Genomic DNA, 26083 nt, shown 5'->3' on the forward strand with positions numbered 1-26083 from the left:
CTGACCGGGCGCGGTGCGGATCGGCGTACAGTTGGGCGCCGACCCCGCAACCGATCCCGCAGCGAGGAGTGTCCGCGTGCCCGAACCCACGACCGTCCACCTGGTGTCGCTGGGCTGCGCGCGCAACGAGGTCGACTCCGAGGAACTGGCGGCACGGCTGGAGACCGGCGGCTTCCGGTTGGTGGACTCCGCCGACGACGCCGAGGCCGTGATGGTGAACACCTGCGGCTTCATCGAGGCGGCGAAGAAGGATTCGATCGACACGATCATGGCCGCCGCCGATCTGAAGGATGCCGGCTCGGCGCGCGCCGTCGTGGCGGTCGGCTGCATGGCCGAGCGCTACGGCAACGAGCTCGCCGAGGCGCTGCCCGAGGCCGATGCGGTGCTCGGCTTCGACGACTACGGGTCCATCGCGGACCGGCTGCGCGGGATCCTGGCCGGCGAGCGGCACGCCCCGCACGTGCCGCGCGACCGGCGTACCCTGCTGCCGATCACACCGATCGACCGGCCGGCGGCCCGCGGCTTCACGCCCGGCCACGGCGACCGGCCGGATCTTCCGTCCGGGATCGCGCCGTCCTCCGGGCCGCGGGCGGCGGTACGCCGTCGCCTGACCGCGGGCCCGATGGCGCCGCTCAAGCTGGCCTCGGGATGCGACCGGCGCTGCACCTTCTGCGCGATACCGGCCTTCCGCGGCTCCTATGTCTCCCGGCCGCCGGACGACGTGCTGGCCGAGGCGCGCTGGCTGGCCGAGCAGGGCGTGCGCGAGGTCTTCCTGGTCAGCGAGAACACGAGTTCCTACGGCAAGGACCTCGGCGACATCCGCGCCCTGGAGAACTTGTTGGGACGGCTCGCCGGCGTCGACGGGATCGAGCGGATCCGGGTGTCCTACCTGCAGCCGGCCGAGACCCGGCCAGCGCTGGTCGAGGCGATCTGCGGCATCGACAAGGTCGCGCCGTACTTCGACCTTTCCTTCCAGCACGCGTCGGGGCCGGTGCTGCGGGCGATGCGCCGGTTCGGCGATGCCGAGTCCTTCCTGGGCCTGATCGATTCCGTGCGGGCGCTCGCGCCGGAGGCCGGCATCCGGTCCAACTTCATCGTCGGCTTCCCCGGCGAGAGCGCCGATGATGTTGCCGTGTTGCGCGACTTCCTGATCGCGGCGCGGCTGGACGCGATCGGCGTGTTCGGCTATTCCGACGAGGAGGGCACCGCGGCCGTCGACCTGCCGGGCCACCTCGATGCCGAGGAGATCGACGCCCGCCGCGGCGAGTTGGTTGATCTTGCTGATGCGCTGATCGAGCAGCGCGCCGAGGACCGGATCGGCAGCCGGCTCAGCGTGCTGGTCGAGGAACTGGGCGAGGACGGGCCGGTCGGCCGCGCCGCGCACCAGGGCCCGGAGGTGGACGGCCAGACCGCGCTCGTCCGCGGCAGTGCCGAGGTGGGCGAGCTGGTCTGCTGCCGGGTGCTGGCCAGCGAGGGTGCCGACCTTGCCGCGGAGGTGATCTGAGTGGCGGACGAGGGCCGGGTGTCGCCGTGGAACGTGCCGAACGCCCTGACGGTGCTGCGGATCCTGCTGGTGCCGCTGCTCGGCTGGATGTTGATCGCCCACCCCGCCGATCCCGGCTGGCGGATCGCCTCGACCGCGCTCTTCGTGGTGGCGATGATCACCGACCTGATCGACGGCCATCTCGCCCGCAAGCACAACCTGGTGACCAGTTTCGGCAAACTGATGGATCCGATCGCCGACAAGGCGATGACGGGGATGGCGCTGATCGGTCTGAGCGTGATCGGCGAGCTGCCCTGGTGGATCACGATCATCATCTTGGTGCGGGAATGGGGAATCACGATCATGCGGTTCGCGGTGATCAGGTACGGGGTGATCTCGGCCAATCGCGGCGGCAAGACCAAGACCGCCCTGCAGACGGCCGCGATCGTGCTCTTCCTGCTGCCGCTGCCATCGGTGGGCGAACCCTTCTCGGTGATCATGATCCCCGATGTCATCGGCTGGGTGGCGATGATCGGCGCCCTCGTGCTGACGGTGCTGACCGGCCTGGACTACCTGCGCGCGGCATGGCGGCTGGTCCGCGGGACGCCCCGTGATCTTGCCTGACGCCGCTGCGGCGGTCGCGGCGCTGCGCGCGGCCGGGCGTACCGCCGCAACCTGTGAGTCGCTGACCGGCGGCCTGCTCGGCGCGGCGATCACGGCCGTGCCGGGCGCCTCGGTCGTCTATCGCGGCGGGCTGATCACCTATGCGACCGACAGCAAGGAGACCCTGGCCGGCGTACCGGCGCGGGTGCTGGCGCGCTACGGCGCGGTGTCGCCCGAGACCGCCGAACTGCTGGCCGACGGCGCGCGGCGGCGGCTCGGCGCGGATGTCGCCGTGGCGCTCACCGGGGTCGCGGGTCCCGACCCCCAGGAGGGACACCCGGCGGGCACGGTGTGGGTCGGCTGGGCCGACGGGAGGGATCGCGGCGCCGACCGCGTCACCGTCGCCGCCGCGGCGGTGGCCGCCGGCCGTTCGGAGGTGCGGTACGCCGCCGCGACGGCCGCGCTCGCCCGGCTCGTCGACCTCGGCGCCGCCGCTTCGGGCGGGGAATGAACCCCGCCGCCGAGGCGTTGCAGGAACTGGCGAGTCCGGGATGATCAGCCCCCCGGCCCGCCCGTCATCGCGTTGGGAAGGTTTGGGTAGAGTCGACACATGGTGGAGGTGGACGTGAGGCCGGTGCTGCTGCGCGAGGCCGTGGGGGAGTCGCTGCGCGAGGCCCGCACGGATCAGGGGCGTACCCTGCGCGAGGTCTCCGCCGATGCCCGGGTCAGCCTGGGCTATCTCTCCGAGGTCGAGCGTGGCCAGAAGGAGGCCTCCTCGGAGCTGCTGGCCTCGATCTGCGAATCCCTCGGCGTGCCGATGTCGGTGCTGCTGCGGACGGTCAGCGACAAGGTCGCGCGGACCGAGTCGCTGAAGTCGCTGCCGATCCCGCCGAAGCGGATCGAGCCCCCCGTCTACGCCGCCTGAGCCCCCCGTCTACGCCGCCTGAGCGCGACGTCTACGCCACCTGAGCGCGACGTCTACGCCACCTGAGCGCGACGCGACCGCTCAGCCGGCGACGGCCCGCAGCCGCAGACCCTGCGGGGTCAGCCGGAAACCGCTCCCCGTCAGTGCGTCGACCAGCGAGTGCGGCTCGAACACCGGTTGCGCGTCGATGCGTTCCACCAGGACCGTGCCGAGCCAGCCGCGGCGTACCCCGTCCGCGAGCGCAGCCGCGGCGGCGTCGAGCGCGTCCGTGTCGTCGCTGAAGGTGAGCACTGTCCTCGCCCCGCGCTCGACGAAGAGGGCCAGGTTGCCTTCCACGAGCACCACCAGGGCGCCCGGTTTACGACCCGGCCGGTGCCCGGCACGCTCGGGCCAGGGCAGCGCCGCACCGTAGGGATTCGCCGGGTCGGTCGCGGCGAGCAGCACCGTGCCCGCCGCCTGCTCGGCATCGGCGCGCAGCCGGTCCACCGCCCCCGGCAGCGCGAACTGCGCCGCGCCGAGCCCGTCGATCACGTAGCCGCGGCGACACTGGCCCTGCTCCTCCAGCACCGACAGGCCGCGATAGGCGGCACCGAATCCGCCCGCCGAGTTCTCCGCCTGGACGGCGCCGCGGGTCAGCACGGCGTACCGGTCGAGCTGCGCCAACAGCCCCGCGGTGAACCGCGAGTCCGGCGTACCCTCCGGCTCCGGCACCACGGACCAGCGCCCGGCCGTGGTCGGCGAACCGGTCCGCGCCACGCGCGCCGCCCGGACCGCGCTGAGCGCGGTGCGGCTGCGTGGACGGTTCGGCCGCGCGGGTCGCCCGCGCCGTCTGCCCTGGCTCGCCAGCAGCGCCCGCGCCGGCCCGAAGGAGTCGCTGCGCACCAGCCCCGCCCAGACCAGCTGCCACAGGGCGGAGGCCCATTGCGTCCGGCTGGCCTCGCCGGGCAGCAGATCGTCGAAGAACCACGCGCCGCCGCCGGCCAGCCGCCGCAGCAACTCGGTCGCCTCCGGCGATCCCGGGTCGCCCTGCGGCCGCTCCAGCTCGAGGCCACTGACGCCGAACCGGACCCAGCCGTCGTGCTCGCCGATCGCGCCGTCGCCGACCCAGTCGATCTCGCCCGAGGCGAGCAGTTCGTCCAGCATCGCGGGGGCGTAGTCCGCGACTCGCGAGGGAAGCAGCGTGGTTTCCACGCTGGACAGCGGGACCGCCGCCCCGGCAAGCTGCTCGATCGCGCTGAGCACCCCGTCCACCCCGTGCAGGCCGGGCCGCGCGGCGATGCCGTGCCACCGGGGCAGGAAGCGGGCATAGGCGGCCGGCTCGACCGGCTCGATGCCGTCGCGGAGCTTGGCCAGCATTCGGCGACGGATCAGCCCCAGCACCCGGTGGTGACACCACTGGTCGGCCCCGCTCCCGGCCTCGGTGAACCGGGCCTCGACCAGGGCGCCGGCGGAGGTGAGGGCGCGCAACTGCCGCAGCACCGCGGGCTGGCCGATCCCGTAACGATCGGCCAGCTCCGCGGCGGTGAACGGTCCGTGGGTCAGCGCCCAGCGCAGCGTCAGCGCGCCGATCGGGTCGTCGTCGGGCGGGTCCGGCGTGCCGTACCCGGCGGGGGTGGGTACGCCGAGCGCCTCGCGCAACAGGCCGAGATCCTCGGCGGCGGCGATCATCGGCCGACCGGCGATCCGGACCTCCGCGACCCGGCGCGCGGCGATCAGGTCGGCCAGCCAGCCGCCCGGATCCTGGGTGGATCGCGCCGCCAGTTCGCCCGGCGCATACGGCCCGGCCGACCGGATCAGGTCGAAGAGTTGCTCGGCGCTGCCCGCCTGCCGCCCCTCGGTGCGCGCCTGCAGCCCGTCCTCGACGCCGGCGATCACGTCCGCGTCCAGCAGTTCGGAGACCGCGTCCTTGCCGAGCAGCTCCGCCAGCAGGCCGAGATCGAGGCTGAGCGCGGCGTTGCGGCGCTCGTTCAGCGGCAGGTCACCGGTGTAGACGTACTCGCCGACATAGCCGAACAGCAGTGATCGCGCATACGGCGAGGGCTGCGGCGTCTCCACCTCGACGACCGCGAGGTCGCGGCCGGCGGCCCGGCGCTGCACATCGACCAGCCCGGCGAGGTCGAAGACATCGCTCAGGCATTCCCGCATCGTCTCGAGCATGATCGGGAAGTCGGGATGCCGGGCGGCGATGGTGAGCAACTGGGCGGCCCGCATCCGCTGCTGCCACAGCGGCGAGCGCGAGGTCGGGCTGCGCCGGGGCAGCAGCAGCGCCCGCGCCGCGCACTCGCGGAAGCGCGCGGCGAACAGGGCCGAGTCGGCGACCTGCTCGGTGACCAGCTCCTCGACCTGCTCGGCGTCGAAGACGATCAGGTCGGCCGCCGGCGGCGGGGCGTCGGTGTCGGGGATCTGCAGCACGATCCCGTCGTCGCTGGCCCGCGCATGGACCTCGAGCCCGAGGCGGTCGCGGGCGCGGGCCTCGATCAGCAGCGCCCAGGGCGCGAGCACCGCGGTGCCGAAGGGGGCGTGGACGCAGACCCGCCAGTCACCCAGCTCGTCGCGGAAGCGCTCGAAGATCACCTGCCGGTCGGTCGGCAGCGCTCCGGTGGCGGCCCGCTGCTCGGCCAGATAGTCGACCGCGCCCCGGGCCGCGTTGGCGTCCAGCCCCATCGCCGTCAGCCGCTGCTTCGCCTCCTGCGCCGGAGCCGCCGACAGTTCCCGGGTGAAGGCGCCGAGCGCGCGGCCGAGCTCCAGCGGGCGGCCCTGGGCGTCGCCGCGCCAGAACGGCAGCTTGCCCGGCTGCCCGGGGGCGGGGGAGACCAGGACCTGGTCGTGGGTGATCTCCTCGATCCGCCAGCTCGTGGTGCCCAGGGTGAAGACATCGCCGACGCGCGACTCATAGACCATCTCCTCGTCCAGCTCGCCGACGCGGCGGCCGGGCCCGCGTCGGGTGCCCTCGTCGGAGCCCACCAGGAACACGCCGAACAGGCCTCGGTCGGGGATGGTGCCGCCGGAGATGATCGCGAGCCGCTGGCCGCCCGGCCGGCCGGTCAGCGTGCCGGCCTGCCGGTCCCAGACCAGCCGGGGCCGCAGCTCGCGGAACTCCTCGCTGGGGTAGCGCCCGGCGAGCATGTTGAGCACCGACTCGAACACCCCGCGGGTCAGTCGGGCGAACGGCTGCGCGCGGCGGACCAGGGCATAGAGGTCGTCGACGCCGATCGGGTCCAGCGCGGTGATCGCGACGATCTGCTGGGCGAGCACGTCGAGCGGGTTGTCCAGGGTCGCCACCTCCTCGATGGCGCCCTCGCGCATCCGCTGCACGACCACGGCGGTCTCCAGCAGGTCGCCGCGGCTGGTCGGGTAGAACGTGCCGCGGCTGGTCGCTCCGACATCGTGGCCGGCCCGGCCGACGCGCTGCAGCCCCCCGGCCACGGACGGCGGCGCCGAGGCCTGGATCACCTGGTCGACCGCCCCCATGTCGATGCCCAGCTCCAGGCTGGAGGTCGCGACCACGCACGGCAGCGTGCCGGCCTTCAGCGCCGACTCGATCTGCTCTCGCTGCTCGCGCGAGACCGACCCGTGGTGCGCCCGGGCGATCACGGCGGTGTCAGGTAGCCCGGCCGAGGTGCCCGCCTGCGCGGGAATCTCCGCGGGCTGGTCGCGCTCGACCGCGATCCCGGACCGCTGGGCGTGCAGCTCGTTGAGCCGGGTGGTCATCCGCTCGGCCTGCCGGCGCGAGTTGGTGAACACGATCGTCGAGCGCGCCTGCCCGATCTGGTCGAGGATCCGCCGCTCGATGTGCGGCCAGATCGACCGGCTGGTCTCGGCCGGGTCGGCATCGGGCGGCGGGGCCAGGTCGGTCATGTCCTCGACCGGGACCACCACGTCGAGATCCCAGCGTTTCTCGCTCGGCGGGGCGACGATGTCGATCGGGCGGGTCGGCGCGCTGCCGGTGAGGAAGGCCGCGACCCGCTCGGGCGGCCGCACGGTTGCCGACAGCCCGATCCGCTGGATGTCGTTGCCGGACAGGGATGCGAGGCGCTCGAGCCCGAGCGCCAGATGAGCGCCGCGCTTCGTCCCGGCCAGCGCGTGCACCTCGTCGATGATCACCGTCTCGACCTCGCGCAGGGTCTCGCGGGCGACGCTGGTCAGCATCAGGTGCAGCGACTCCGGCGTGGTGATCAAGATGTCCGGCGGGTTGCGCACGAGCCGGCGCCGGTCGCCGGTCGAGGTGTCGCCGGAGCGTACCCCGACGCTCAGTTCGCGGAACGGTTCGCCCATCCGCTGGGCGGCCTGCGCGATGCCCTGCAGCGGGGCGCGCAGGTTGCGGTCGACATCCACCGCGAGCGCCTTCAGCGGGGAGACGTAGAGCACGGAGGTACGCGGGGAGGCAGGCGCCGGCCGGGACGCGAGCCGGTCGATGGCGGACAGGAACGCCGCGAGCGTCTTGCCCGAACCGGTGGGCGCGACCACGAGGGTGTGATGACCGCTGCCGATGGCCGCCCACGCCTGCGACTGTGCCTGCGTCGGGGCCCGGAACGCGCCCGCGAACCACGCGCGGGTGGGCGCGGCGAAACCCGCGAGCGCGTCGCCACCCGCGATGCCGGTCGTCCGTGCCGTGGTCATCGCACCGATGCTGCCACGCGGCACCGACAGCCGGTGCGGCTCAGCCGAGCTCGACCGGTTGACCGGAGCGGGCGGACTCGTAGGCGGCGGCGACGATGCGCGCCGTGCGTACTCCCACGTGCCCGTCCGGTTGGGGTGCCGTGCGGTCGCGGATGCCGGCGAGGAAGGCGTCGAGCAGCACCGCGTCGGCATCCGCGCCGTAGGACAGCCACGTCTGCCGCCCGCCGGCGAACCCGTCCACCCGCTCGCCGAAGGCGTCCAGGTCGGCGATCCCGGCCTCACCCACGGCCTGCAGGGTGAGCCCGCCCCAGGTCGGATAGTCCGCCGGCTTGGACCAACTGCAGTCGATGGTCAGCAACAGCCCGTTCGCATAGCGCACCGAGACCAGGCCCGCCGTCTCCACGGCCGCGGTCGGGTGCAGCAGGTTGTTGCTCTGGGCGTAGACGCTCGCCGCGGGCGTACCGTCGGTCAGGGCATCGACCAGATCGGCGATGTGCACGACGTGGTCGGTGAGCGCGCCCCCGCCGGCGAGTTCGGGATCGGCGAACCATCCGCGGCCCGCGGGGAGCTGCCCGTTGTTGGTGCCCGTCAGCGCCCGCAGCTCGCCCACCGCGCCCGCGGCGAGCGCCTCGCGGAGCGCCGCGAAGGCCGGGGAGAACCGGACGGGGAAGGCCACCATCAGCGGCACGCCGGCTCGTTCGCAGGCCGCCACCATCGCCTCGGCATCGGCGACCGTGGTCGCCAGGGGCTTCTCGCACAACACGGGTACGCCGGCCGCCGCGGCCTGCTCGACGAAGGGGCGGTGCCGGGCATTCTCGGTGCAGATGATCACCCCGTCCAGACCCTCGGCGTAGAGCTCGTCGACGGTGTCGACGTAGGGGATGGCCGCGCTCTCGGCGAGTTCTGCGCCGCGATCCTCACCCGGCGCGTAGGGGCCCGGGTCGGTGGCGACCAACCGCACGTCCGCCCGCTGCCCGAGCGCTCGCGCATAGCTCAGCGCGTGCGGGTGGGCGAACGAGACGATCCCGATGGTCAACGGATCGGTCGTCATTCCGCCACCTCCCCTGCCGGCCGGAGTTCGACCGCGCGGCCGGTCGCCAGCGATTCGTTCGCCGCCTCGCCGAGGCGTACCGCGGCCACCCCGTCGGCGGCGTCGACCGGCGGCTCGGGTCCGCCGCGGACCGCCTCGAAGAACGCGCGCAGCTCGGTCAGATAGGGGCTCTCCCCGAACGCGGCCGCGGGCAGCAGGCCACGGGAGGCGCCGGCATCGCCGCCGTCGACCCGCAGGGCGGCGCGGGCCGCGGAATCGTGGTGCACCAGACCCGCGGGCCCCGCGATCTCGAAGGTCGTGCGGAAGGCGGTGCCCGGCGCGGCCCAGGTGCCGGTGACATAGCTCAGCGCGCCGCCGTCGTGGGTCAGCACGATCTGGGCCGAGCTGACCCCTTGCGGGCCACCGGAGGCGGCGCGGGCGTGCACCCTGACCACCTCGCCGGCCGTCCAGCGGGCGAAGTCGAGGTCGTGGATCATCTGGTCCATCACGATGCCGCCGCTGCGCGCGGTGTCGTAGAACCACTCGCGGGCCGGCCGCGTACCGGTCCGGGAGAAGCGCTGCACCGCGATCGGGCCGAGCGCACCCGAGGCGACGTGGGCCCGCATCGCCCGGTACTCGGGGAAGAACCGGACGACATGGCCGGGAAACAGCCGCACTCCGGCCTCGGCACAGATCCGCCGCATCTCGTCGGCCGCCGCCGCGGTCAGCGCGAGCGGCTTCTCGCAGACCACGTGCACCCCGGCGCCGGCCGCAGCCGCGGCTACCTCGGGATGGGACGGGGTGGGGGTGCAGATGTCGGCGATCTCCGCACCGTCGAGCGCCGCCTCGAGATCGGGGGCCACCTCGACCCGGGCGGCTCCGGCCGCCAGCCGTTCGGCGCCCTCGACGGAATGGATGCGCACGGTGGCGCCGAGCGCGAGCCACGCGGCCAGGTGCGGTGAGGCGATGCCGCCGGCGCCGATCAGGGCGACAACGGGCGGGCGATTGTTCACGGGACTCCTTTGGCCGGTGTGGGCAGCGGCCGGTGTGGGCAGCGGCCGGTGTGGGCAGCGCGGGACCGAGTCTTGCAGGCTCGGTCTGGCTACGCTGACCGGGTGCGCGAGACCGAGCTCTGGGAGCGGCTGGACAGGCATCTGGGTGCGGCCTACAGCCATGTCTGGGCGGCGCAGACCGTGTTGCCGGATCTCGGTCGCACCGTGGAGGAGGCGATCGCGGTGGGCGTACCGTTCAAACGAATCTGGCGCGCCGTCTGGCTGGCGCTGGAACTCCCCGCAAGCGAGCGCTGACCTCCGCGGCGTGTCGCTTGGGTTCGAACACCTGTTCGCCTAGGTTTTCCACTGGGTACGCAAACGGCGGGATTTCTCCACAGATTCCCACCGGCCCACCCGATTGTCAGACCCCGCTCCTACGGTCTGGAAGTGATGAAGAAGCACAACAGCTCCCGCCCGAGCGGGGCGCGAACGCACAAGCAGCGTGAAGAGACCCACAAGCAGCGTGAAGAGAAAGGTGCCGGCATGGCCGTCGCAGATCGCGAGAAGGCGCTGGAGACGGCGCTCGCCCAGATCGAGAAGACCCACGGCAAGGGCTCGGTGATGCGGTTGGGGGAGGAGACCCGTGCGCCGGTCGAGACCATCCCCACCGGATCGATCGCGCTGGATGTCGCCCTCGGCATCGGTGGCCTGCCGCGCGGGCGGGTGGTGGAGATCTACGGCCCGGAGTCCTCGGGCAAGACGACGGTGGCGCTGCACGCCATCGCCAATGCGCAGGCCGCGGGCGGCATCTGCGGATTCATCGATGCCGAGCACGCGCTGGATCCGGAGTACGCCAAGAAGCTCGGCGTCGACACCGATGCGCTGCTGGTCTCCCAGCCCGACAACGGCGAGCAGGCCCTGGAGATCGCCGACATGCTCGTCCGCTCGGGCGCGCTGGACCTGATCGTGATCGACTCGGTCGCCGCGCTGACCCCGCGCGCCGAGATCGAGGGCGAGATGGGCGACAGCCACGTCGGCCTGCAGGCGCGGCTGATGAGCCAGGCACTGCGCAAGATGACCGGCGCGCTGAGCGGCGCCGGCACGACCGCGATCTTCATCAACCAGTTGCGGGAGAAGATCGGGGTGATGTTCGGCTCGCCCGAGACGACGACCGGTGGCCGCGCCCTGAAGTTCTACTCCTCGGTGCGGCTGGACGTGCGGCGGATCGAGACGCTGAAGGACGGCACCGACATGGTCGGCAACCGCACCCGCGTCAAGGTCGTGAAGAACAAGGTGGCCCCGCCGTTCAAGCAGGCCGAGTTCGACATCCTCTACGGCCAGGGCATCAGCCGCGAGGGCAGCCTGATCGACATGGGCGTCGACAACGGCATCATCCGCAAGGCCGGCGCCTGGTTCACCTACGAGGGCGATCAGCTCGGCCAGGGCAAGGAGAATGCCCGCACCTACCTGAAGACCAATCCCGACGTCGCCAACGAGATCGAGAAGCGGATCAAGGAGAAGCTCGGCATCGGCCCGCAGGTCGACGTGCCCGCCGGGGTCGACCCGGTGACCGGGGAGGTCGCGTTCTGAGCCGTCGCGACACCGGCCCCGGCCCGGGCGACGACCGCGCCGCGGATCCCGACGCCGATCCCGAGGAGCTGGCGCGCACGATCGTGTTGCGCCAGCTCACCGGGCAGGCCCGCACCCGCGTCGAGCTGGAGCGAATCCTTGCCCGCAAGGGGATCCCGGAGGACGCCGCGCGGGCGGTGCTGGACCGAATCGGCGAGGTCGGGTTGGTCGATGACCAGGCCTTCGCGCAGGCGTGGGTGGAGTCGCGCCAGCAGCGCCGGCACCTGTCCCGCAGCGCGCTGAAGCGTGAGCTGGCCGGCAAGGGCGTCGAGCCGGAGGTGATCACCGACGCCGTCGCCGGGGTGGACAGCGACGACGAGTTGGGCGCGGCGCGCGCCCTCGCGGAGAAGAAGACCAGGTCGATGGGCGGCCTCGACCCCGAGGTTCGCCGGCGTCGCCTGGCCGGCGCGCTCGCCCGCCGTGGCTTCGGGCCCGGCATCGTCTACCGCGTCCTCGACGAGATGGCGGGCGGCCTCGACGAGTCCGCCGTCGAGGACGCCATGCGTACCGGCGACGGCTGAGCCCCGCGCGGCCCGGCTTCGGCGCCGCGGTCCGCGGCTGTCACGCACTAGGGTCGGGGCGTGCCGACACCGGACTTCATCCTCGAACTGCGCGACAAGATCGGCACGGCGCCGCTGTGGCTGACCGGCGTGACCGCGGTGGTGATCAAGGACGAGCCGGGCGCCGGGCGTCAGGTGCTGTGTGTGCGCCGCGCGGACACGGGGGAGTGGACGCCGGTGACCGGGATCGTGGATCCGGGCGAGCACCCCGCCGATGCCGCGGTTCGCGAGGTCGCCGAGGAAGCGGCGGTGACCGCATCGCCGACCAGGCTGGCAAAGGTCGGTGTGACGAGCACGATCACCTACGCCAACGGCGACCGGACCCGCTACATCGACCTGACCTGGCGGCTGACCTGGTCCGCGGGCGTACCCCACCCGGCCGACGGGGAGAACACCGAGGCGGCCTGGTTCGCCCCGGACGACCTGCCCGCGATGTCTGCCGAGATGGCCGCCCGCGTCGCGGCGGCGCTGCCCGAGCGCGGTGAGGCGGTGTTCTGACCCGGGTCGGGACCGACCGTCGGGGCCCGGCCTCGGCAGCGCCGGTGGGCCGCGGGCGGGCTGCCGCCCTCCTGTGTGACGATGTTCGCCGTGGCGTACCACATCGAACGCATCCGTTCCGAGATCCCGGCGCTGGCCGGTGGCCCGGCCTTCTTCGACTCTCCGGGGGGTACGCAGCTTCCGGCGCCGGTGATCGAGGCGATGGTGGCGGCGATGTCCGCGCCCTTGTCGAACCGGACGACTCTCACCGAGGGTGGACGCAATGCGGAGCGGATCACGATCGAGGCCCGGGCCGCGATGGCGGACCTGCTCGGTGCCGCGCCGGAACGAGTCGTCTTCGGGCGCTCGGCGACCATGCTGACCTTCGACCTGGCCCGAACCCTCGCCTTCGGCTGGGCGCCCGGCGACGAGGTGGTGGTCACCCGGCTCGATCACGACGGGAACATCCGGCCCTGGGTGATCGCGGCCGAGCGGGCCGGGGCCACGGTCCGGTTCTGCGACTTCGATCCCGAATCGGGGGAGCTGACCCCGCAGCATCTGCGCAAGGTGGTGACCGAGGACACCGTCCTGGTCGCGCTGCCCGGCGCCTCGAACCTGATCGGCACGGTGCCGGACCTGCCCGCCCTGGTCCGGATCGGTCACGAGGTGGCCGCGCACGTACACATCGACGCGGTGCACCTGGCGGCGCACCGCCGGGTCGATCTCGCAGCTCTCGGGGCGGACACGCTGACGACCTCGCCCTACAAGCTGTGCGGGCCGCACCTCGGGGTCCTGACCGCGGCCCCGGACGCCATCGACGAGCTGCGGCCGGACAAGCTGCTGCCGTCGCCGGACATCGTTCCCGAGCGGTTCGAGCTGGGTACGCTGCCGTACGAGCTGCTGGCGGGGCTGCCGGCGGTGGCCGACTGGCTGGCCGGTCTGGACGACGCGGCCACGGGAACCCGGTCGGAGCGGCTGGATGTCTCGCTCGCCGCTGCCGAGCAGCACGAGGACGCGCTCGCCATGCAACTGCTCGAGGCGCTGCCCGACCTGCCGGGCGTCACGAATCTGTCGCGTGCGGCCGATCGCACCCCGACCACGCTGCTGATCTTCGACGAGATCTCCGCCGCCGAGGTGGCACAGCAACTCGCCGGCGAACGGATCCAGGCGCCCGCGGGCCACTTCTACGCCTGGGAGGCGAGCCACCGGCTCGGACTGCGCGACGCCGGCGGCCTGCGGATCGGCTTCGCGCCCTACAACGACGCGGCCGAGGTCGAGCGGCTCGTCCGGGCCCTCGCCACCGCGACGAGCTGACGCTGCTCGCGGCGCGGCGCCGCGGCTCGGTCGCCCCCGTGCAGGTCAGACCTCCTGGGCGACCGCTTCCTGTTTCGGCGCGCGCCCTCGGCGCGACAGCCGCCGCTGCACGGCCGTCGCCAGGCTGGTCAGGCCGAAGTTGAGCACGATCACGATGGCGGCTCCGACCAGGAAGGAGACGATCAGGTTGCTGCGGCCGCTGGCGAGCGTCTGCAGGCTACGCAGCAGCTCGGGGTAGGTGATGATGTAGCCGAGCGCGGTGTCTTTGAGGATGACCACAAGCTGGTTCAGCAGCGACGGCAGCATCGCGGTGATCGCCTGCGGCAACAAGATCGCCCGCAGCGTCTGCCCCTCGGTCAGGCCGACCGTCAGGCCGGCCTCGCGCTGGCCTCGCGGCAGCGACCCCACCCCCGACCGGACCAGCTCCGCGATCACGGTCGAGTTGTAGAGCACCAGGCCGCAGACGACGCCCAGCAGCGGCAGCATCGGACCGGACACCAGGCCGCTGAACAGAAAGGTGGTGTAGAAGAAGACCATCAGCACCAGCACCGGCACGCTGCGGAAGAACTCCACAAAGACCCCGCAGACGACCCGGATCGCGGGCACCGTGGACACCCGCCCCATGCCGAGCGCGATCCCGAGCAGCAACGCCAACACCACGGAGATCAACGCTGCCTGCAGCGTGTTGATCAGACCCGGAATCACGTAGTACAGCCAGGTGCTCGGCTCGGTGAAGGGCTGCCACATCTCCGGGCCGAGCTGGGCGCGCATCAACCAGATCACCCAGCCGACCGCGCCGGCGGCGAGCGCCACGGCCACCACGCCGAGGACAACATTGAGGCGCCGGCCCCGTGGACCGGGAACATCGAACAGCACGGGTACATCGCTCATCGCTGCACCGCCAGCCTGCGGGACAACCAGGTGAACAACGCGCCGACGGGCAGCGTCAGGATGACGAAGCCGATCGCGACGATCAGGAAGATCCACAACCCCAGGTCAGGCCGGAACTCGATCATCTGCTGCATCACGACCGACGGGCCGACGACGCCGATCGCGGCCGCCACCGTGGTGTTCTTGATCAGCGCCACCAAGGTGTTGCCGAGCGGCGCCAGGGCGCCGCGCAGCGCCTGCGGCAAGATCACCAGGCCCAGTGCCGCAAAGAAGCCCAGCCCGATGGTCCGGGCGGCCTCCGCCTGACCGGGCGGCACGGTGTTGATGCCGGAGCGCAACGCCTCGCACACATAGGCCGCGTGGTACAGCGACAGGCCGATGGTCGCCCAGAAGAACGTCTGGGCGGTGAAGTCGGCCCCCGGGCCGAGCGGCTGCAACCCCAGGGTGACCGCGAAGCCGATGTAGAGCAGCGTGATCAGGTAGGTCAGCGGGGTGTTGCGAAAGATGAAGACGTACGCTCCGCCGATCGCCCGCATCACCGACGACGGGGCCACCCGCATCACGGCGATCACCAGCCCGATGATGCCGGCACCGACGATGGTCGCGGCGGACAGTTTGATGGTGAGCCAGAACGCTCCCAGCACATCGAACTGAGCGATCGCCTCGGCCAGTCCCTCCACGTCACCTCCCGTGACTGGTGCCGCGCCGGATGCCCGCGAACGAGTTGCCGCGGGCACCGGCGTGGCGCTGTGTCATCTGATCAGGAACAGGCGTCCATCTGCTTCGGCGGGTTGTACTCGGCGTTCGGCTTGAAGCCCGAGGTGCCGACCGTCTTGTCCAGCGCGGTCTGCCACCCACCGGAGTCGACCATCTTGGTGATCGCGGAATTGATCTTGTTGCAGAGCTCGACATCGCCCTTCTTGATGCCGACGCCGTAGCGCTCCTCGCTGAACGGCTTGCCGACCACCTTGATCTTGCCCTCGTACTGCGGCTGGGCGGCGAAGCCGGCGAGAATCACGTCGTCGGTGGTGACGGCATCCACGCCGCCGTTCACCAACTGCGTGACGCAGGTCGCGTAGTCGGGGAACTCCTGCAGGTCCACCTGGTCGGCGTACTCGTCCTTGATCTTCTGCGCCGGCGTCGAGCCGGTGACCGAGCACAGCTTCTTGCCGTTCAGCGAATCCGGACCCGTGATGTCGGTATTGTCCGAGCGCACCAGCAGATCCTGGCCGGCCACGAAGTACGGCCCGCCGAAGGAGACCTTCTCCTTACGGGTATCGGTGATCGAGTAGGTGGCGAAGATCATCTGCACCTGCCCGCCCTGCAGCATCGTCTCGCGCTGGGCCGAGGGCGACTCGACGAAGTTCACATTGCTGTAGCCGAGCTCCTTGGCGACATAGCGCGCGACCTCGACATCGAACCCGGAGAAGTCGTTGCCCTCCTTCAACCCGAGGCCGGGCTGGTTGAACTTGATGCCGATCGTGACGGACTCGCCGCCACTCGCCCCGCCCGGGGCGGCGCCCGGCTGGCTGACACAGCCGGCGGCGGCGAGGGCGACCGCGGCGGTCGCGGCGGCCGCGGCCAACAACTTTTTCGTCTTCATTGGTTTCCTCCGGTTGCTCGACACGGGTCGGTAGGGGGTTCGGCGGTCAGTGGGTGAGGATCTTGCCGAGGAAGTCCTTGGCGCGGGTGGACTGCGGATTGGTGAAGAACTCCTCGGGGGTGTTCTCCTCGACGATCTGGCCGTCGGCCATGAACACGACACGATTGGCGGCCTTGCGCGCGAAGCCCATCTCGTGGGTCACCACGACCATGGTCATCCCGGCCTTCGCCAGATCGATCATCACGTCGAGCACCTCGTTGACCATCTCGGGGTCCAGCGCCGAGGTCGGCTCGTCGAACAGGATCACCTTCGGCTCCATCGCCAGCGCCCGCGCGATCGCGACGCGCTGTTGCTGGCCGCCGGACAACTGGGCCGGCAGCTTCTGCGCCTGGTTGGCGACGCCGACGCGATCCAGCAGCTCCATGGCGCGCTTGTTGGCCTCGCTCGTGCTCTTGCGGCGTACCTTGGTCGGTCCGAGCGTCACATTGTCGAGCACGCTCTTGTGGGCGAACAGGTTGAACTGCTGGAACACCATCCCGACGTCGGCGCGCAGCCGGGCGAGCGCCTTGCCCTCCGCGGGCAGCGCCTTGCCGTCCAGCGTGATCGTCCCGCTGTCGATCGTCTCCAGGCGGTTGATCGTGCGGCACAGCGTGGACTTGCCCGAGCCCGATGGCCCGATCACGACGACCACCTCGCCGCGATTGACGGTGAGATCGATGTCCTGCAGCACGTGCAGCGAACCGAAATGCTTGTTCACCTGATCGAGCACGACCAAGGGCTCGCCGGTCGGCGCGGTGGGCTCGGAGGTCATGGGGTGACCCTAGGGCAGCGGGGCCGCCGATTGCGCCCGGTAATGGTTGAGATTCGATTACGTTCGGCGCCGCTCGTAGGATCTGTGCTGCCATGACGACCACCATCACGCCGCGCACCTACCAGGTCCGCACCTACGGCTGCCAGATGAATGTGCACGACTCCGAGCGGATCGGCGGACTGCTCGAGGACGCCGGGTACGCCCGCGCCGCCGACGGCGAGGACGCGGACGTGGTGGTCTTCAACACCTGCGCGGTCCGGGAGAACGCCGACAACCGGCTGTATGGCAATCTCGGCCATCTGCTGCCGACCAAGCAGGCGCGACCGGGCATGCAGATCGCCGTCGGCGGCTGCCTCGCACAGAAGGACCGCGACACCATCACCGATCGCGCACCCTGGGTCGATGTCGTCTTCGGCACCCACAATGTGGGTGCGCTGCCGGTGCTGCTGGAGCGGGCGAGGGTGCAGCAGGAGTCCCAGGTCGAGATCGTCGAGGCGCTGCAGACGTTTCCCTCCGACCTGCCGACCCGGCGCGATTCGGCCTACGCCGCGTGGGTGTCGATCAGCGTGGGCTGCAACAACACCTGCACCTTCTGCATCGTGCCGGCGCTGCGCGGCAAGGAGACCGACCGGCGGCCCGGCGAGATCCTCGCCGAGATCGAGGCGCTGGTCGCCGAGGGGGTGCAGGAGATCACGCTGCTCGGCCAGAACGTCAACGCCTACGGCGTGGAGTTCGGTGACCGGCAGGCGTTCGCCAAGCTGCTGCGGGCCTGCGGCGAGATCGACGGCCTGGAGCGGGTCCGGTTCACCAGCCCGCATCCGAAGGACTTCACCTCCGACGTGATCGCCGCGATGGCGCAGACCCCGAACGTGATGCCGCAGTTGCACATGCCGCTGCAGTCGGGGTCGTCGGCGGTGCTGAAGGCGATGCGGCGCTCCTACCGGCAGGAGCGCTACCTGGCGATCATCGACGAGGTGCGCGAGGCCATCCCGCATGCCGCGATCACCACCGACATCATCGTCGGCTTTCCCGGCGAGACCGAGGCCGACTTCGCCGAGACCCTGCGGGTGGCAGAGCGCGCGCGGTTCGCCGCGGCGTTCACCTTCCAGTACTCCAAGCGGCCCGGTACGCCCGCCGCGACGATGCCGGACCAGGTCGAGAAGGCGGTCGTCCAGGAGCGCTACGAGCGGCTGGTGGCCCTGGTCGACGACATCGCGTGGTCGGAGAACAAGGCGTTGGTCGGCGAGACCGTCGAGGTGATGTTCGCCGACGGGGAGGGGCGCAAGGACGCCGCGACCGCGCGGATGTCGGGGCGCGCCCGCGACAATCGGCTGGTGCATGTGGCGGTGCCCGAGGATCCGGCGCTGCGGCCCCGCCCGGGCGACATCGCGCACGCGCGGATCAGCCGTGCTGCGCCCCATCACCTGACCGCCGACGCCGGGATCAGCGGGCTGCGGCGGACCCGTGGCGGCGACGCCTGGGCCGCCCGCACCGCCGAGCCGACGCGCGCGGTCGGGCTGGGCATGCCGGGGATCGGCCGCCCAGCGCCCGAGCCGGCGTCCGGGCCGGCCTGCGGCGCGCTCTGACAGCCGCGGGCCGCGGCTGCCCGATCGCCCCCTTGGTCGGTCAGGATGTCGCCCATGTCCAATGACTGGAACTGGTGGTTCGCGAGCGAATACGGGCGCGACCAGATCTTGCGCGAGGGCCTGGAGAACGCGGCGGTCGAGGCCGCGGCGGCGGAGCGGCGTACCAGCCGGCTGCGCAGCGAGCTGACCGCACTGCAGGGCAGTCTCGAACAACGCATCGCCGCGCTCAGCCGCGCCTTCGACGCCTACGTCGAACTCGGCGATGTGCGCGAACAACTCGCCGCCTTTCCCGACACCTCACGCGCGCGGCTGGATGCGCTGCGCGCGATCGACGCGCTCGGCTCCGGGCGCAGCGCCCCGCCGCTGGCCGTCGGCGACGGCGGCTACTGGCTGGTCCACGGCTGCAATGCGGTGATCGCGCGCTCCGGCGGTACGCCCGATGCCGCCGTCGAGGCGGAGGCCGCGCGGCTCGGCGGCGGCGACTTCGAACTGTTCTGGGTGGCGACCCTCGGCGCGCTCGGCCGCGGCGCCGAGACCGCCGACAGGCTCGGCGCGGTGCTGGCCAGCGACGGCACGCTCAGCCCGCACCAGGCGGCCGTGCTGGACGCTGTCGCCCTCGGCGATTTCGGCCCGCGACCCGACCTGACGGCGCTGCGCGATGCCGTCGAGGCCGACCCGGCGGAGAACTGGGACGCCTGGCTCGGGGGGTTCGGGCGGACCGACCCCGACCAGATCACGGCGTTGGTCCGCCTGATCGATGCCGACACCGCCGCTGCGCCGGACGCGCCGGGCCGTGCCGACCCGTCCCCGGGGCAGGCGGGCTCGGGGCAGGCGGCCTCGGACCCGGACGCCGAACGCTCCGACGCCGTCCGCGCTCGGCTGCGCGGCGCGGTCGCCGAGATCGTCGGCCGCGGGCACGGTGAGGAGGCGCCGCTGCTGGCGCGGGCCCGTGAGCTGCGCGGGATCGTGGAGCATCCGGCGGCGCAGGCGATTCCCGAGCCGGAACGGGTGTCGGCGGCCGAGGCCGTCCGCTCGGCGATCGCCGATCCGAACACCGATCCGCAGGTACGCCGCGTCCTGGTCGGGGTGGCTGCTCGCCCGCTCGCTGCCTGGCTCGATCGCGCCGGGCCGGCGGATCCGGAGCCGACCGCGGTCGTGCTGCGCAGCTACGGAACCTCGATCACGATCACCGCCGACAGTGTCGACGAGGAGCAGGTCGCGCAGGCCCGGTCGCGGATGGCGGCCGACGTGGCTCCGGCGCGGGTCGTCCCGCTCCTCGCCGCAGCCGCGGCGGCGCTGGTGTTCGCGATCGTCTTGTTCGTCCTCCGGCAGCCGTTCGGTGGGGTGCTCGCGGTTCTCGCGGCGCTCGGGCTGGCGGGCTGGGCCGCGGTGCGCCGGAATCGCCGGCGGATCGCGCTGGACTCGGCGAGCGAGGAACGCCGGCGACTCGATCGTGAGGTGGACGAGGCGCGGGGGCAGGCGGCCGCCGCCGATCAGGCGGCGCGCCGCCGCGCGGTCGCGACCGCCGCCGCCGCCGGCGAACTGCGATCCCGCCTGACGCCGCCCGCGACCGCATCGGCGACCGCCGGATCGGCGGGTGCGTCGGCGTACTGGCCGACCGCCTGATCGCCGCCCGGGCGCGCACCGGGCCGAGAACGTGGAAGGGGTCCCACCGTTCGGTGGGACCCCGCGAGCTGTCGCGCCGACGCGTGTCCGAACGCGTCAGGCGGCCGTCACTGCTGTGGCGGGTCCGCCGGCGGCTGGTCGGCCGGCGGCTGGTCGGCCGGCGGCGCGCCCTCGGGCTGCGCCTCGCCACCGAACTGGCCGCGCGCGAACTCCTGGCCCTGGTCGACCTGTCCGGCGAACTTGCCGCCGGTCTGCTGGTCGACGAAGTCACCGGCCTTGTCGATGCCCTGATTCACGGCGTCGGGGTTCTGCCCGGCGAGATCCTTGGCCTTGTCGAAGATGCCCATCAGATTCCTTCCTCGGTTGGGTACTGACGGCGCGGCCGCGATGACGACCGCACCGCCCATCATGCTGGGGTCGCCGCGTCGCGTAAAGGACCCCATGGGGTGAACGGCTCGGGAACTTCCGGCGACCCGCGGGAAGCGGCACTGGAATACTTCGAGGCGTGTCCACGCCCCCGCTGCTCGTCCTGAACGGGCCGACCGCCAGCGGTAAGAGCGGCCTGGCGATCGCGCTGGCGGAGCGGTTGTCGGCGGCGGGCCGGCCGGCCGAGATCGTGAATGCCGACTCGATGCTCGTCTACCGCGGGATGGACATCGGCACCGCGAAGCCCACCCGCGACGAGCAGGCCCGCGTACCGCATCACCTGATCGACATCCTCGATCCGGACGAACCGGCGGCCGTCGCGGACTTCCAGCGCCTGGCGCGCGACCGGATCGGCGCCCTGCGCGATCGTGGGGTGCTGCCGATCCTCGCCGGTGGCTCGGCCCTGTACGTGCGCGCCATCGTCGACGAGTTCGACTTCCCCGGCACCGATCCCGCCGTGCGGGCCCGCTGGGAGAGCGAGTTGGCGAGGGTCGGCGCACCGGCGTTGCACCGGGAGCTGGCCCTACGCGCGCCGGGTGCCGCGGCGCGCATCCTGCCGGGCAACGGGCGCCGGATCGTCCGCGCGTTGGAGCTGCACGAGCTCGGCGCCGCGGTCTCCGGACGGCTCCCGCCGCCGCGCTACGCCCTGCCCGCCGTCGCGCAGTTGGGCCTCGAGATCGACCGCGACGCGCTGGATCGCCGGATCGCCGATCGCGTCGAGCGGATGTGGGCGGACGGCTTCGTCGAGGAGGTACGCCGACTCGCCGCCGACGGCCTCGCGGACACCCCCACCGCCTCCCGGGCGCTCGGCTACTCGCAGTTGCTGCGCCACCTCGCCGGCGAGCTGACCGAGGACGAGGCGCGCGGCGCGACGATCGCCGCCACCCGCCGCTTCGCCCGCAAGCAACTCGGCTGGTTCCGCCGCGATCCGCGCATCCGCTGGTACCCCGCACTCGATCCCGACCTGGCATCGCGCATCCTCGCCGATGCGCAACACTGGGATCATGCGTAGCTGGCCTTTCGCGAAGGGACACGGGACCCACAACGACTTCGTGATCATCAACGACCGGCACCAGATGTATGACCCGACTCCCGACGAGGTCCGATTCCTCTGCGACCGGCGAGCCGGGATCGGCGGGGACGGCGTGTTGCGGGTCGTCCGCGCCGGCTATGTCGAGGACTGGGACGGCGATCCGGACGTGTGGTTCATGGATTACCGCAATGCCGACGGTTCCGTCGCGGAGATGTGCGGCAACGGGGTGCGGGTGTTCGCCCGCTACCTGGTGGAGGAGGGGCTGGCGATGGGGGAGCGGATCCCGATCGCCACCCGCAACGGTCTGCTGTCGGCCGAGCTGCTGCCGAATCAGTGGGTGCGCGTCGAGATGGGCGCGGTCACGGTCGCCGAGGACGGCGTACGCGTGGGCGTCGGGGGCCAGGACTGGCCGGCGCTGACGGTGGACGTCGGCAACCCCCACGCCGTCGTCGAGCCGGGCGAGTTGTCCCGCCTGGATCTGCGCACCGCCCCGGCCTGGCAGCCCGACACCGCCTATCCGCACGGGGTCAACATCGAGTTCGTCTCGCTGGTCGAGCCCGGGCGGATCGCGATGCGGGTCTTCGAGCGCGGCGTCGGGGAAACCCGTTCCTGCGGCACCGGAACCGTGGCGGCCGCCGCCGCGACGGCGTACCGCACGGGCGACGAGCGTCCGCGCTGGCGGGTGGATGTCCCCGGCGGAACCGTCGAGGTCGAACTCGCCGACGGTCGCGCCAGCCTGGCCGGCCCCGCGGAGATCGTCGCCCGCGGGGAGGTCCAGTTGCCGGATCGCGCGGCCGCCTGAGCGGCGCCGCCGATCCGCGCCCGCGCTCTGGGCGAGGTCGCGCAAATCGTTCGCGGGCCTTGGTGCGGTGTGCGATTCTTGGTCGAAGATGACGAACGCTGCACACCACCTGCCCGAGGAGTCGGCCGCCGACGAGTTCATCCCCGCCGATCTCGCCGACCCCGACGATCCGATCGACGACCTCTCGCCCGACGATCCCGAGAACTTCGACGGGGACCAGCTCGATCTGGCCGAGCGCAACTCCTTGCGCCGCGTCGCCGGTCTGTCCACCGAGCTCGCCGATGTCACCGAGGTCGAGTACCGCCAGCTCCGGCTGGAGCGGGTGGTCCTGGTCAGCGTCTGGACGACCGGATCGCAGGTCGATGCCGACAATGCCATGGCCGAGCTGAAGCTGCTCGCGGAGACCGCCGGATCGCAGGTCCTGGAGGGCGTGGTGCAGCGCCGCGGCAAACCCGATCCCGCGACCTACATCGGCCGCGGCAAGGTCGCGGAGCTGCGCGAGATCGTGGTCGCCACCGGTGCCGACACCGTGGTCTGCGACGGCGAGCTCGCCCCGGCGCAACTGCGCAATCTGGAGGACCGGGTCAAGGTCAAGGTGATCGACCGGACCATGCTGATCCTCGACATCTTCGCCCAGCACGCCAAGTCCGTGGAGGGCAAGACGCAGGTCGAGCTGGCCCAGCTCAACTACCTCAAGCAGCGGCTGCGCGGCTGGGGCGGAAACCTGTCCCGGCAGGTCGGCGGCCGGGCGTCGGGCGGTGCCGGCATGGGTGGCCGCGGTCCCGGCGAGACCAAGCTGGAGACCGACCGGCGCCGGATCAACCACCGGATCGCCCAGCTCCGGGTGAAGCTGCGCGAACTGGACGTGACCCGGCAGACCAAGCGCGCCAACCGCGAGCGCAACAAGGTGCCGTCGGTGGCGATCGTGGGCTACACCAATGCCGGCAAGTCGAGCCTGCTGAACCGGCTGACCGGCGCCGGGGTGTTGGTCGAGGATGCGCTGTTCGCCACGCTGGACCCGACCACCCGGCGCTCGGAGGCCCAGGACGGGCGCGAGTTCACGCTGACCGACACCGTCGGGTTCGTCCGGCATCTCCCGCACGACCTGGTGGAGGCCTTCGCCTCGACGCTGGAGGAATCCGCCACCGCCGACCTGCTGCTGCACGTCGTGGACGGGTCCGACCCGGACCCCGCGGGCCAGATCTCGGCTGTGCGCGGTGTGCTCGCCGAGATCGGAGCGGGCCGGCTGCCCGAACTGCTGGTGATCAACAAGACCGACCGGGCCGACGAGGCGACGCTGACGGCCCTGCGTACCGCCCATCCGGATGCCGTGTTCGTGTCCGCCCGGACCGGCGCGGGGATCGCCGAGCTGCGCGAGCGGGTCTGGGCGGGGCTGCCCCGGCCGGAGGCGGAGGTGGCCGCCCTGGTGCCCTACGAGCGCGGGGACCTGATCAACAAGATCCATCAGCACGGCGAGTTGATCGACGCCGAGCACACGCCGGACGGTACGCGGGTCCGGGCGCGGGTCTATCCCGAGCTGGCCGCCGAGCTGGAGCCCTACCGGTCGGTCGACGCCTGAGCGGGTACGCCGTCGCGACACGGCCGCCCGCAACCGCGAGCCGGCCCGTCGCCGCCGCGTAGGGTGGGGCGGTGACCGAGGAGCCCGAGCCGCGCGATCTGCCGCGCGAGATCCTCGAGGCGGCGGTCGAGGGCATCGACGGCGCGGAGCGCCCCGGCCAGCAGGCGATGGCCGGGGCCGTCGCCGAGACGCTCGAATCCGGTCGGCACCTGCTGGTCCAGGCCGGCACCGGGACGGGCAAGTCGCTCGGCTATCTCGCGCCCGCGCTGGCGTACCTGTCCGAGCATCGCGACGCCCGGATCGTGATCGCCACCGCGACCCTGGCGCTGCAGGCGCAGTTGGCGGGATCCGACATCCCCGCGGCGGTGGAGGCCGTGGCCAAGGTGACCGGCCGGCGACCGAAACACGCGATCCTCAAGGGCCGGTCCAACTATGCGTGTCTGCTCAAGGTCCGCGACGGGGCGGTCGACGACCAGTCGGCCCTGATCTCTGCTGCCGACCTCACCGCCGGCATCCCACAGAGCCGGCGCACCCCCGAGTCCGAGCTGGGTGGGGAGGTGCTCGCGCTGCGCGAGTGGGCCGAGTCCGAGCTCGAGGGCGGAGGCGTCGCCGACCGGGATGACGCGCCGAGCCACACGCAGCGGGCCTGGGCCCAGGTCTCGGTGCCGGTCCGCGAATGCCTCGGTGCCCAGCGCTGCCCCTATGGCGAGGAATGCTTCGTCGAGAAGTCGCGCGAACAGGCCCGTGGCGCCCAGCTCGTGGTCACCAACCACGCGTTGCTCGCGATCAACGCGATGCACGGCGGCACCGCACTGCCCGAGCATGATCAACTGATCATCGACGAGGCACACGAACTGACCGCCCGGGTGACCGGCGCCGCGTCCGTCGAGCTTGCCCCGGCCGCCGTGGAGCGGGTCGGCCGGCGCGCCGCCGGCTTCGTCGATGACGATCTTGCCCTGGAGTTCACCGAGACCGCCGACGAGTTGCGGGTCGCGCTGGACGACGCGACCCCCGGACGGGTGGAGAGCGAGGACGCGGCGGTGGTCGCGGCGGCGCAGCGGGTACGCGATGTGGCCCGGCGGCTGGTCAGCGCGCTGACCCGGGGTCGCGACCCCGAGCCCGACCGGCGCCAGGCTGCCGCCGCGGTGCAGGAGATCCACGACATCGCCGAACGGGTAGCGGCGCTGGCGGAGAACGACGTCGTCTGGGTGACCGACTCGGAGCGCTTCGGCCGCGACGTCCGGGTGGCGCCCCTCTCGGTCGCCGGACTGATGCGCTCCCGGGTGCTCGATGAGCATCCGACGGTGTTGACCTCGGCGACGCTGAAGCTCGGCGGCGGCTTCGGGCCGATGGCCGGCTCGGTCGGGCTGCGCGCCGACGAGGAAGGCGCCGAGCTCGACGAGGGGGAGTGGCGCGGCCTCGATGTGGGGTCGCCGTTCGACTACGGCCGCCAGGGCATCCTCTACGTCGCCTCCGGCCTGCCCGCGCCGACCCGGGACGGGATTGCCCCGCCGACGTTGACCGAGGTGGCCGAACTGGTCTGGGCCGCCGGCGGGCGTACCCTCGGCCTGTTCGCCTCGCAACGCTCGGCCGAGGCCGCCGCGGTGCACGTGCGGCGCCAACTGCCGGAGCACACGATCTTGTGCCAGGGGGATGCGCAACTCGGCGAGCTGACCCGGCGCTTCGTCGCCGAGCCCGAGACCTCGCTGTTCGGCACCCTCTCTTTGTGGCAGGGCATCGACGTCCCCGGCGACACCTGCGAGCTGGTGATCATCGAGAAGCTGCCGTTCCCGCGACCCGACGACCCGCTGATGCAGGCCCGGCAGCGCGCGGTCGCCGAGGCGGGGGGCAACGGGTTCATGAGCGTGGCCGCCACCCATGCGGCGCTGCTGATGGCGCAGGGGGCCGGTCGGCTGATCCGGCGGATCACCGACCGAGGAGTGGTCGCGGTCCTCGATCCGCGCCTGGTCACCGCCCGCTACGGCTCCTATCTGCGGGCGTCGATGCCGCCGATGTGGACGACGCGCGACCGGGAGGTCGCCGTCGCGGCGCTGCGCCGGCTGCAGCAGGGCAGGTCGGGCGAGCGACCGTAG

23 protein-coding genes are annotated in these 26083 nt (G+C 72.3%); 15 read left to right on the top strand and 8 right to left on the bottom strand.

Features of this window, described 5'->3' with window-relative positions; translation table 11 throughout:
- The first annotated feature begins 76 nt into the window (after positions 1-76).
- From rimO to GGQ54_RS15380, 4 genes are all read left to right on the top strand, one after another.
- Entirely contained in the window at positions 77-1504 is a 1428-nt protein-coding gene (gene rimO, locus GGQ54_RS15365; RefSeq protein WP_179446155.1) for a 30S ribosomal protein S12 methylthiotransferase RimO, read from the top strand.
- Positions 1505-2107, top strand: coding sequence for a CDP-diacylglycerol--glycerol-3-phosphate 3-phosphatidyltransferase (gene pgsA / locus GGQ54_RS15370; protein ID WP_179446156.1), 603 nt, complete (start codon positions 1505-1507; stop codon positions 2105-2107).
- A complete protein-coding gene (locus GGQ54_RS15375; protein WP_179446157.1) occupies positions 2094-2597 on the top strand; it encodes a nicotinamide-nucleotide amidohydrolase family protein in 504 nt (167 codons plus the stop codon). Before pgsA ends, GGQ54_RS15375 begins: the two co-directional genes overlap by 14 nt.
- 114 nt (positions 2598-2711) lie before the next feature.
- Entirely contained in the window at positions 2712-3011 is a 300-nt protein-coding gene (locus tag GGQ54_RS15380; protein ID WP_343046028.1) for a helix-turn-helix domain-containing protein, read from the top strand.
- 81 nt (positions 3012-3092) lie between these two features.
- On the opposite strand, the gene GGQ54_RS15385 is transcribed toward GGQ54_RS15380, so the two are convergent.
- Genes GGQ54_RS15385 through GGQ54_RS15395 form a run of 3 tightly spaced genes read right to left on the bottom strand, consistent with a single transcriptional unit; the run spans position 3093 to position 9674 of the window.
- Positions 3093-7631 carry an ATP-dependent helicase gene (locus GGQ54_RS15385; RefSeq protein ID WP_179446159.1) on the bottom strand — a complete coding sequence of 1513 codons (4539 nt, stop codon included), beginning with the start codon at positions 7629-7631 and terminating at the stop codon, positions 3093-3095.
- Positions 7632-7671: 40 nt separating this feature from the next.
- The gene (locus tag GGQ54_RS15390; RefSeq protein WP_179446160.1) at positions 7672-8682 is read right to left on the bottom strand and encodes a Gfo/Idh/MocA family protein; all 1011 of its coding nucleotides are present in this window, start codon (positions 8680-8682) and stop codon (positions 7672-7674) included.
- Positions 8679-9674, bottom strand: coding sequence for a Gfo/Idh/MocA family protein (locus GGQ54_RS15395; RefSeq protein ID WP_343045986.1), 996 nt, complete (start codon positions 9672-9674; stop codon positions 8679-8681). The genes GGQ54_RS15390 and GGQ54_RS15395 overlap by 4 nt, the downstream gene beginning before the upstream one ends.
- Positions 9675-9776: 102 nt before the next feature.
- On the opposite strand from GGQ54_RS15395, the gene GGQ54_RS15400 reads away from it, so the two are divergent.
- The 5 genes from GGQ54_RS15400 (at position 9777) to GGQ54_RS15420 (ending at position 13633) form a co-directional block, all read left to right on the top strand.
- On the top strand, positions 9777-9968 hold the full coding sequence (locus GGQ54_RS15400) for a DUF3046 domain-containing protein (protein WP_179446162.1): 192 nt from the start codon (positions 9777-9779) through the stop codon (positions 9966-9968).
- Positions 9969-10196: 228 nt separating this feature from the next.
- Positions 10197-11243 carry a recombinase RecA gene (gene recA, locus GGQ54_RS15405; RefSeq protein ID WP_179446163.1) on the top strand — a complete coding sequence of 349 codons (1047 nt, stop codon included), beginning with the start codon at positions 10197-10199 and terminating at the stop codon, positions 11241-11243.
- Positions 11244-11326: 83 nt separating this feature from the next.
- Positions 11327-11803, top strand: a complete 477-nt coding sequence (locus GGQ54_RS15410; protein WP_425487410.1) for a regulatory protein RecX — start codon at positions 11327-11329, stop codon at positions 11801-11803.
- A gap of 60 nt (positions 11804-11863) precedes the next feature.
- Positions 11864-12340 (top strand): NUDIX domain-containing protein, encoded by a 477-nt coding sequence (locus GGQ54_RS15415; protein ID WP_179446165.1) that lies wholly within the window; start codon positions 11864-11866, stop codon positions 12338-12340.
- Positions 12341-12421: 81 nt separating this feature from the next.
- Positions 12422-13633 carry a cysteine desulfurase-like protein gene (locus GGQ54_RS15420; RefSeq protein WP_179446651.1) on the top strand — a complete coding sequence of 404 codons (1212 nt, stop codon included), beginning with the start codon at positions 12422-12424 and terminating at the stop codon, positions 13631-13633.
- Positions 13634-13678: 45 nt separating this feature from the next.
- Here the strand turns inward: GGQ54_RS15420 and GGQ54_RS15425 are convergent, their stop codons facing one another.
- From GGQ54_RS15425 to GGQ54_RS15440, 4 genes are all read right to left on the bottom strand, one after another.
- The gene (locus tag GGQ54_RS15425; protein ID WP_179446166.1) at positions 13679-14524 is read right to left on the bottom strand and encodes an amino acid ABC transporter permease; all 846 of its coding nucleotides are present in this window, start codon (positions 14522-14524) and stop codon (positions 13679-13681) included.
- Positions 14521-15204: an amino acid ABC transporter permease gene (locus tag GGQ54_RS15430; protein ID WP_343045988.1), complete on the bottom strand. Its 684-nt coding sequence runs from the start codon at positions 15202-15204 to the stop codon at positions 14521-14523. The genes GGQ54_RS15425 and GGQ54_RS15430 overlap by 4 nt, the downstream gene beginning before the upstream one ends.
- 80 nt (positions 15205-15284) lie before the next feature.
- A complete protein-coding gene (locus GGQ54_RS15435; protein WP_179446167.1) occupies positions 15285-16127 on the bottom strand; it encodes a glutamate ABC transporter substrate-binding protein in 843 nt (280 codons plus the stop codon).
- Positions 16128-16173: 46 nt separating this feature from the next.
- Positions 16174-16938 carry an amino acid ABC transporter ATP-binding protein gene (locus GGQ54_RS15440; protein ID WP_179446168.1) on the bottom strand — a complete coding sequence of 255 codons (765 nt, stop codon included), beginning with the start codon at positions 16936-16938 and terminating at the stop codon, positions 16174-16176.
- 92 nt (positions 16939-17030) lie between these two features.
- Here GGQ54_RS15440 and miaB point away from each other — a divergent pair, with 92 nt between their 5' ends.
- Together miaB and GGQ54_RS15450 are read left to right on the top strand one after the other, a co-directional pair.
- Positions 17031-18524, top strand: coding sequence for a tRNA (N6-isopentenyl adenosine(37)-C2)-methylthiotransferase MiaB (miaB, locus tag GGQ54_RS15445; RefSeq protein WP_179446169.1), 1494 nt, complete (start codon positions 17031-17033; stop codon positions 18522-18524).
- Positions 18525-18578: 54 nt separating this feature from the next.
- The gene (locus GGQ54_RS15450; RefSeq protein ID WP_179446170.1) at positions 18579-20150 is read left to right on the top strand and encodes a hypothetical protein; all 1572 of its coding nucleotides are present in this window, start codon (positions 18579-18581) and stop codon (positions 20148-20150) included.
- Positions 20151-20257: 107 nt separating this feature from the next.
- Here GGQ54_RS15450 and GGQ54_RS17780 read toward each other — a convergent pair whose 3' ends face one another.
- Positions 20258-20497: an antitoxin gene (locus GGQ54_RS17780; protein WP_179446171.1), complete on the bottom strand. Its 240-nt coding sequence runs from the start codon at positions 20495-20497 to the stop codon at positions 20258-20260.
- 158 nt (positions 20498-20655) lie between these two features.
- Here GGQ54_RS17780 and miaA point away from each other — a divergent pair, with 158 nt between their 5' ends.
- The 4 genes from miaA (at position 20656) to GGQ54_RS15475 (ending at position 26083) form a co-directional block, all read left to right on the top strand.
- Entirely contained in the window at positions 20656-21588 is a 933-nt protein-coding gene (miaA, locus tag GGQ54_RS15460; RefSeq protein ID WP_179446172.1) for a tRNA (adenosine(37)-N6)-dimethylallyltransferase MiaA, read from the top strand.
- Positions 21581-22411, top strand: a complete 831-nt coding sequence (gene dapF, locus GGQ54_RS15465; protein WP_179446173.1) for a diaminopimelate epimerase — start codon at positions 21581-21583, stop codon at positions 22409-22411. The genes miaA and dapF overlap by 8 nt, the downstream gene beginning before the upstream one ends.
- A gap of 88 nt (positions 22412-22499) precedes the next feature.
- Positions 22500-23990, top strand: a complete 1491-nt coding sequence (gene hflX / locus GGQ54_RS15470) for a GTPase HflX (RefSeq protein WP_179446174.1) — start codon at positions 22500-22502, stop codon at positions 23988-23990.
- A 167-nt stretch (positions 23991-24157) separates the two neighbouring features.
- Positions 24158-26083, top strand: coding sequence for an ATP-dependent DNA helicase (locus GGQ54_RS15475; RefSeq protein ID WP_179446653.1), 1926 nt, complete (start codon positions 24158-24160; stop codon positions 26081-26083).

Source organism: Naumannella cuiyingiana, assembly GCF_013408305.1.
Classification (GTDB): domain Bacteria; phylum Actinomycetota; class Actinomycetes; order Propionibacteriales; family Propionibacteriaceae; genus Naumannella; species Naumannella cuiyingiana.

What these genes read in the sequence shown, in the direction of transcription:
- GGQ54_RS15385 (WP_179446159.1), bottom strand. Translation starts at nt 7,631, where the DNA reads ATGACCACGGCACGGACGACCGGCATCGCGGGTGGCGACGCGCTCGCG.
- GGQ54_RS15390 (WP_179446160.1), bottom strand. Translation starts at nt 8,682, where the DNA reads ATGACGACCGATCCGTTGACCATCGGGATCGTCTCGTTCGCCCACCCG.
- recA (WP_179446163.1), top strand. Translation starts at nt 10,197, where the DNA reads ATGGCCGTCGCAGATCGCGAGAAGGCGCTGGAGACGGCGCTCGCCCAG.
- GGQ54_RS15420 (WP_179446651.1), top strand. Translation starts at nt 12,422, where the DNA reads ATGTTCGCCGTGGCGTACCACATCGAACGCATCCGTTCCGAGATCCCG.
- GGQ54_RS15425 (WP_179446166.1), bottom strand. Translation starts at nt 14,524, where the DNA reads ATGAGCGATGTACCCGTGCTGTTCGATGTTCCCGGTCCACGGGGCCGG.
- GGQ54_RS15435 (WP_179446167.1), bottom strand. Translation starts at nt 16,127, where the DNA reads ATGAAGACGAAAAAGTTGTTGGCCGCGGCCGCCGCGACCGCCGCGGTC.
- GGQ54_RS15440 (WP_179446168.1), bottom strand. Translation starts at nt 16,938, where the DNA reads ATGACCTCCGAGCCCACCGCGCCGACCGGCGAGCCCTTGGTCGTGCTC.
- miaB (WP_179446169.1), top strand. Translation starts at nt 17,031, where the DNA reads ATGACGACCACCATCACGCCGCGCACCTACCAGGTCCGCACCTACGGC.
- GGQ54_RS15450 (WP_179446170.1), top strand. Translation starts at nt 18,579, where the DNA reads ATGTCCAATGACTGGAACTGGTGGTTCGCGAGCGAATACGGGCGCGAC.
- GGQ54_RS17780 (WP_179446171.1), bottom strand. Translation starts at nt 20,497, where the DNA reads ATGGGCATCTTCGACAAGGCCAAGGATCTCGCCGGGCAGAACCCCGAC.
- dapF (WP_179446173.1), top strand. Translation starts at nt 21,581, where the DNA reads ATGCGTAGCTGGCCTTTCGCGAAGGGACACGGGACCCACAACGACTTC.
- hflX (WP_179446174.1), top strand. Translation starts at nt 22,500, where the DNA reads ATGACGAACGCTGCACACCACCTGCCCGAGGAGTCGGCCGCCGACGAG.
- GGQ54_RS15475 (WP_179446653.1), top strand. Translation starts at nt 24,158, where the DNA reads ATGGCCGGGGCCGTCGCCGAGACGCTCGAATCCGGTCGGCACCTGCTG.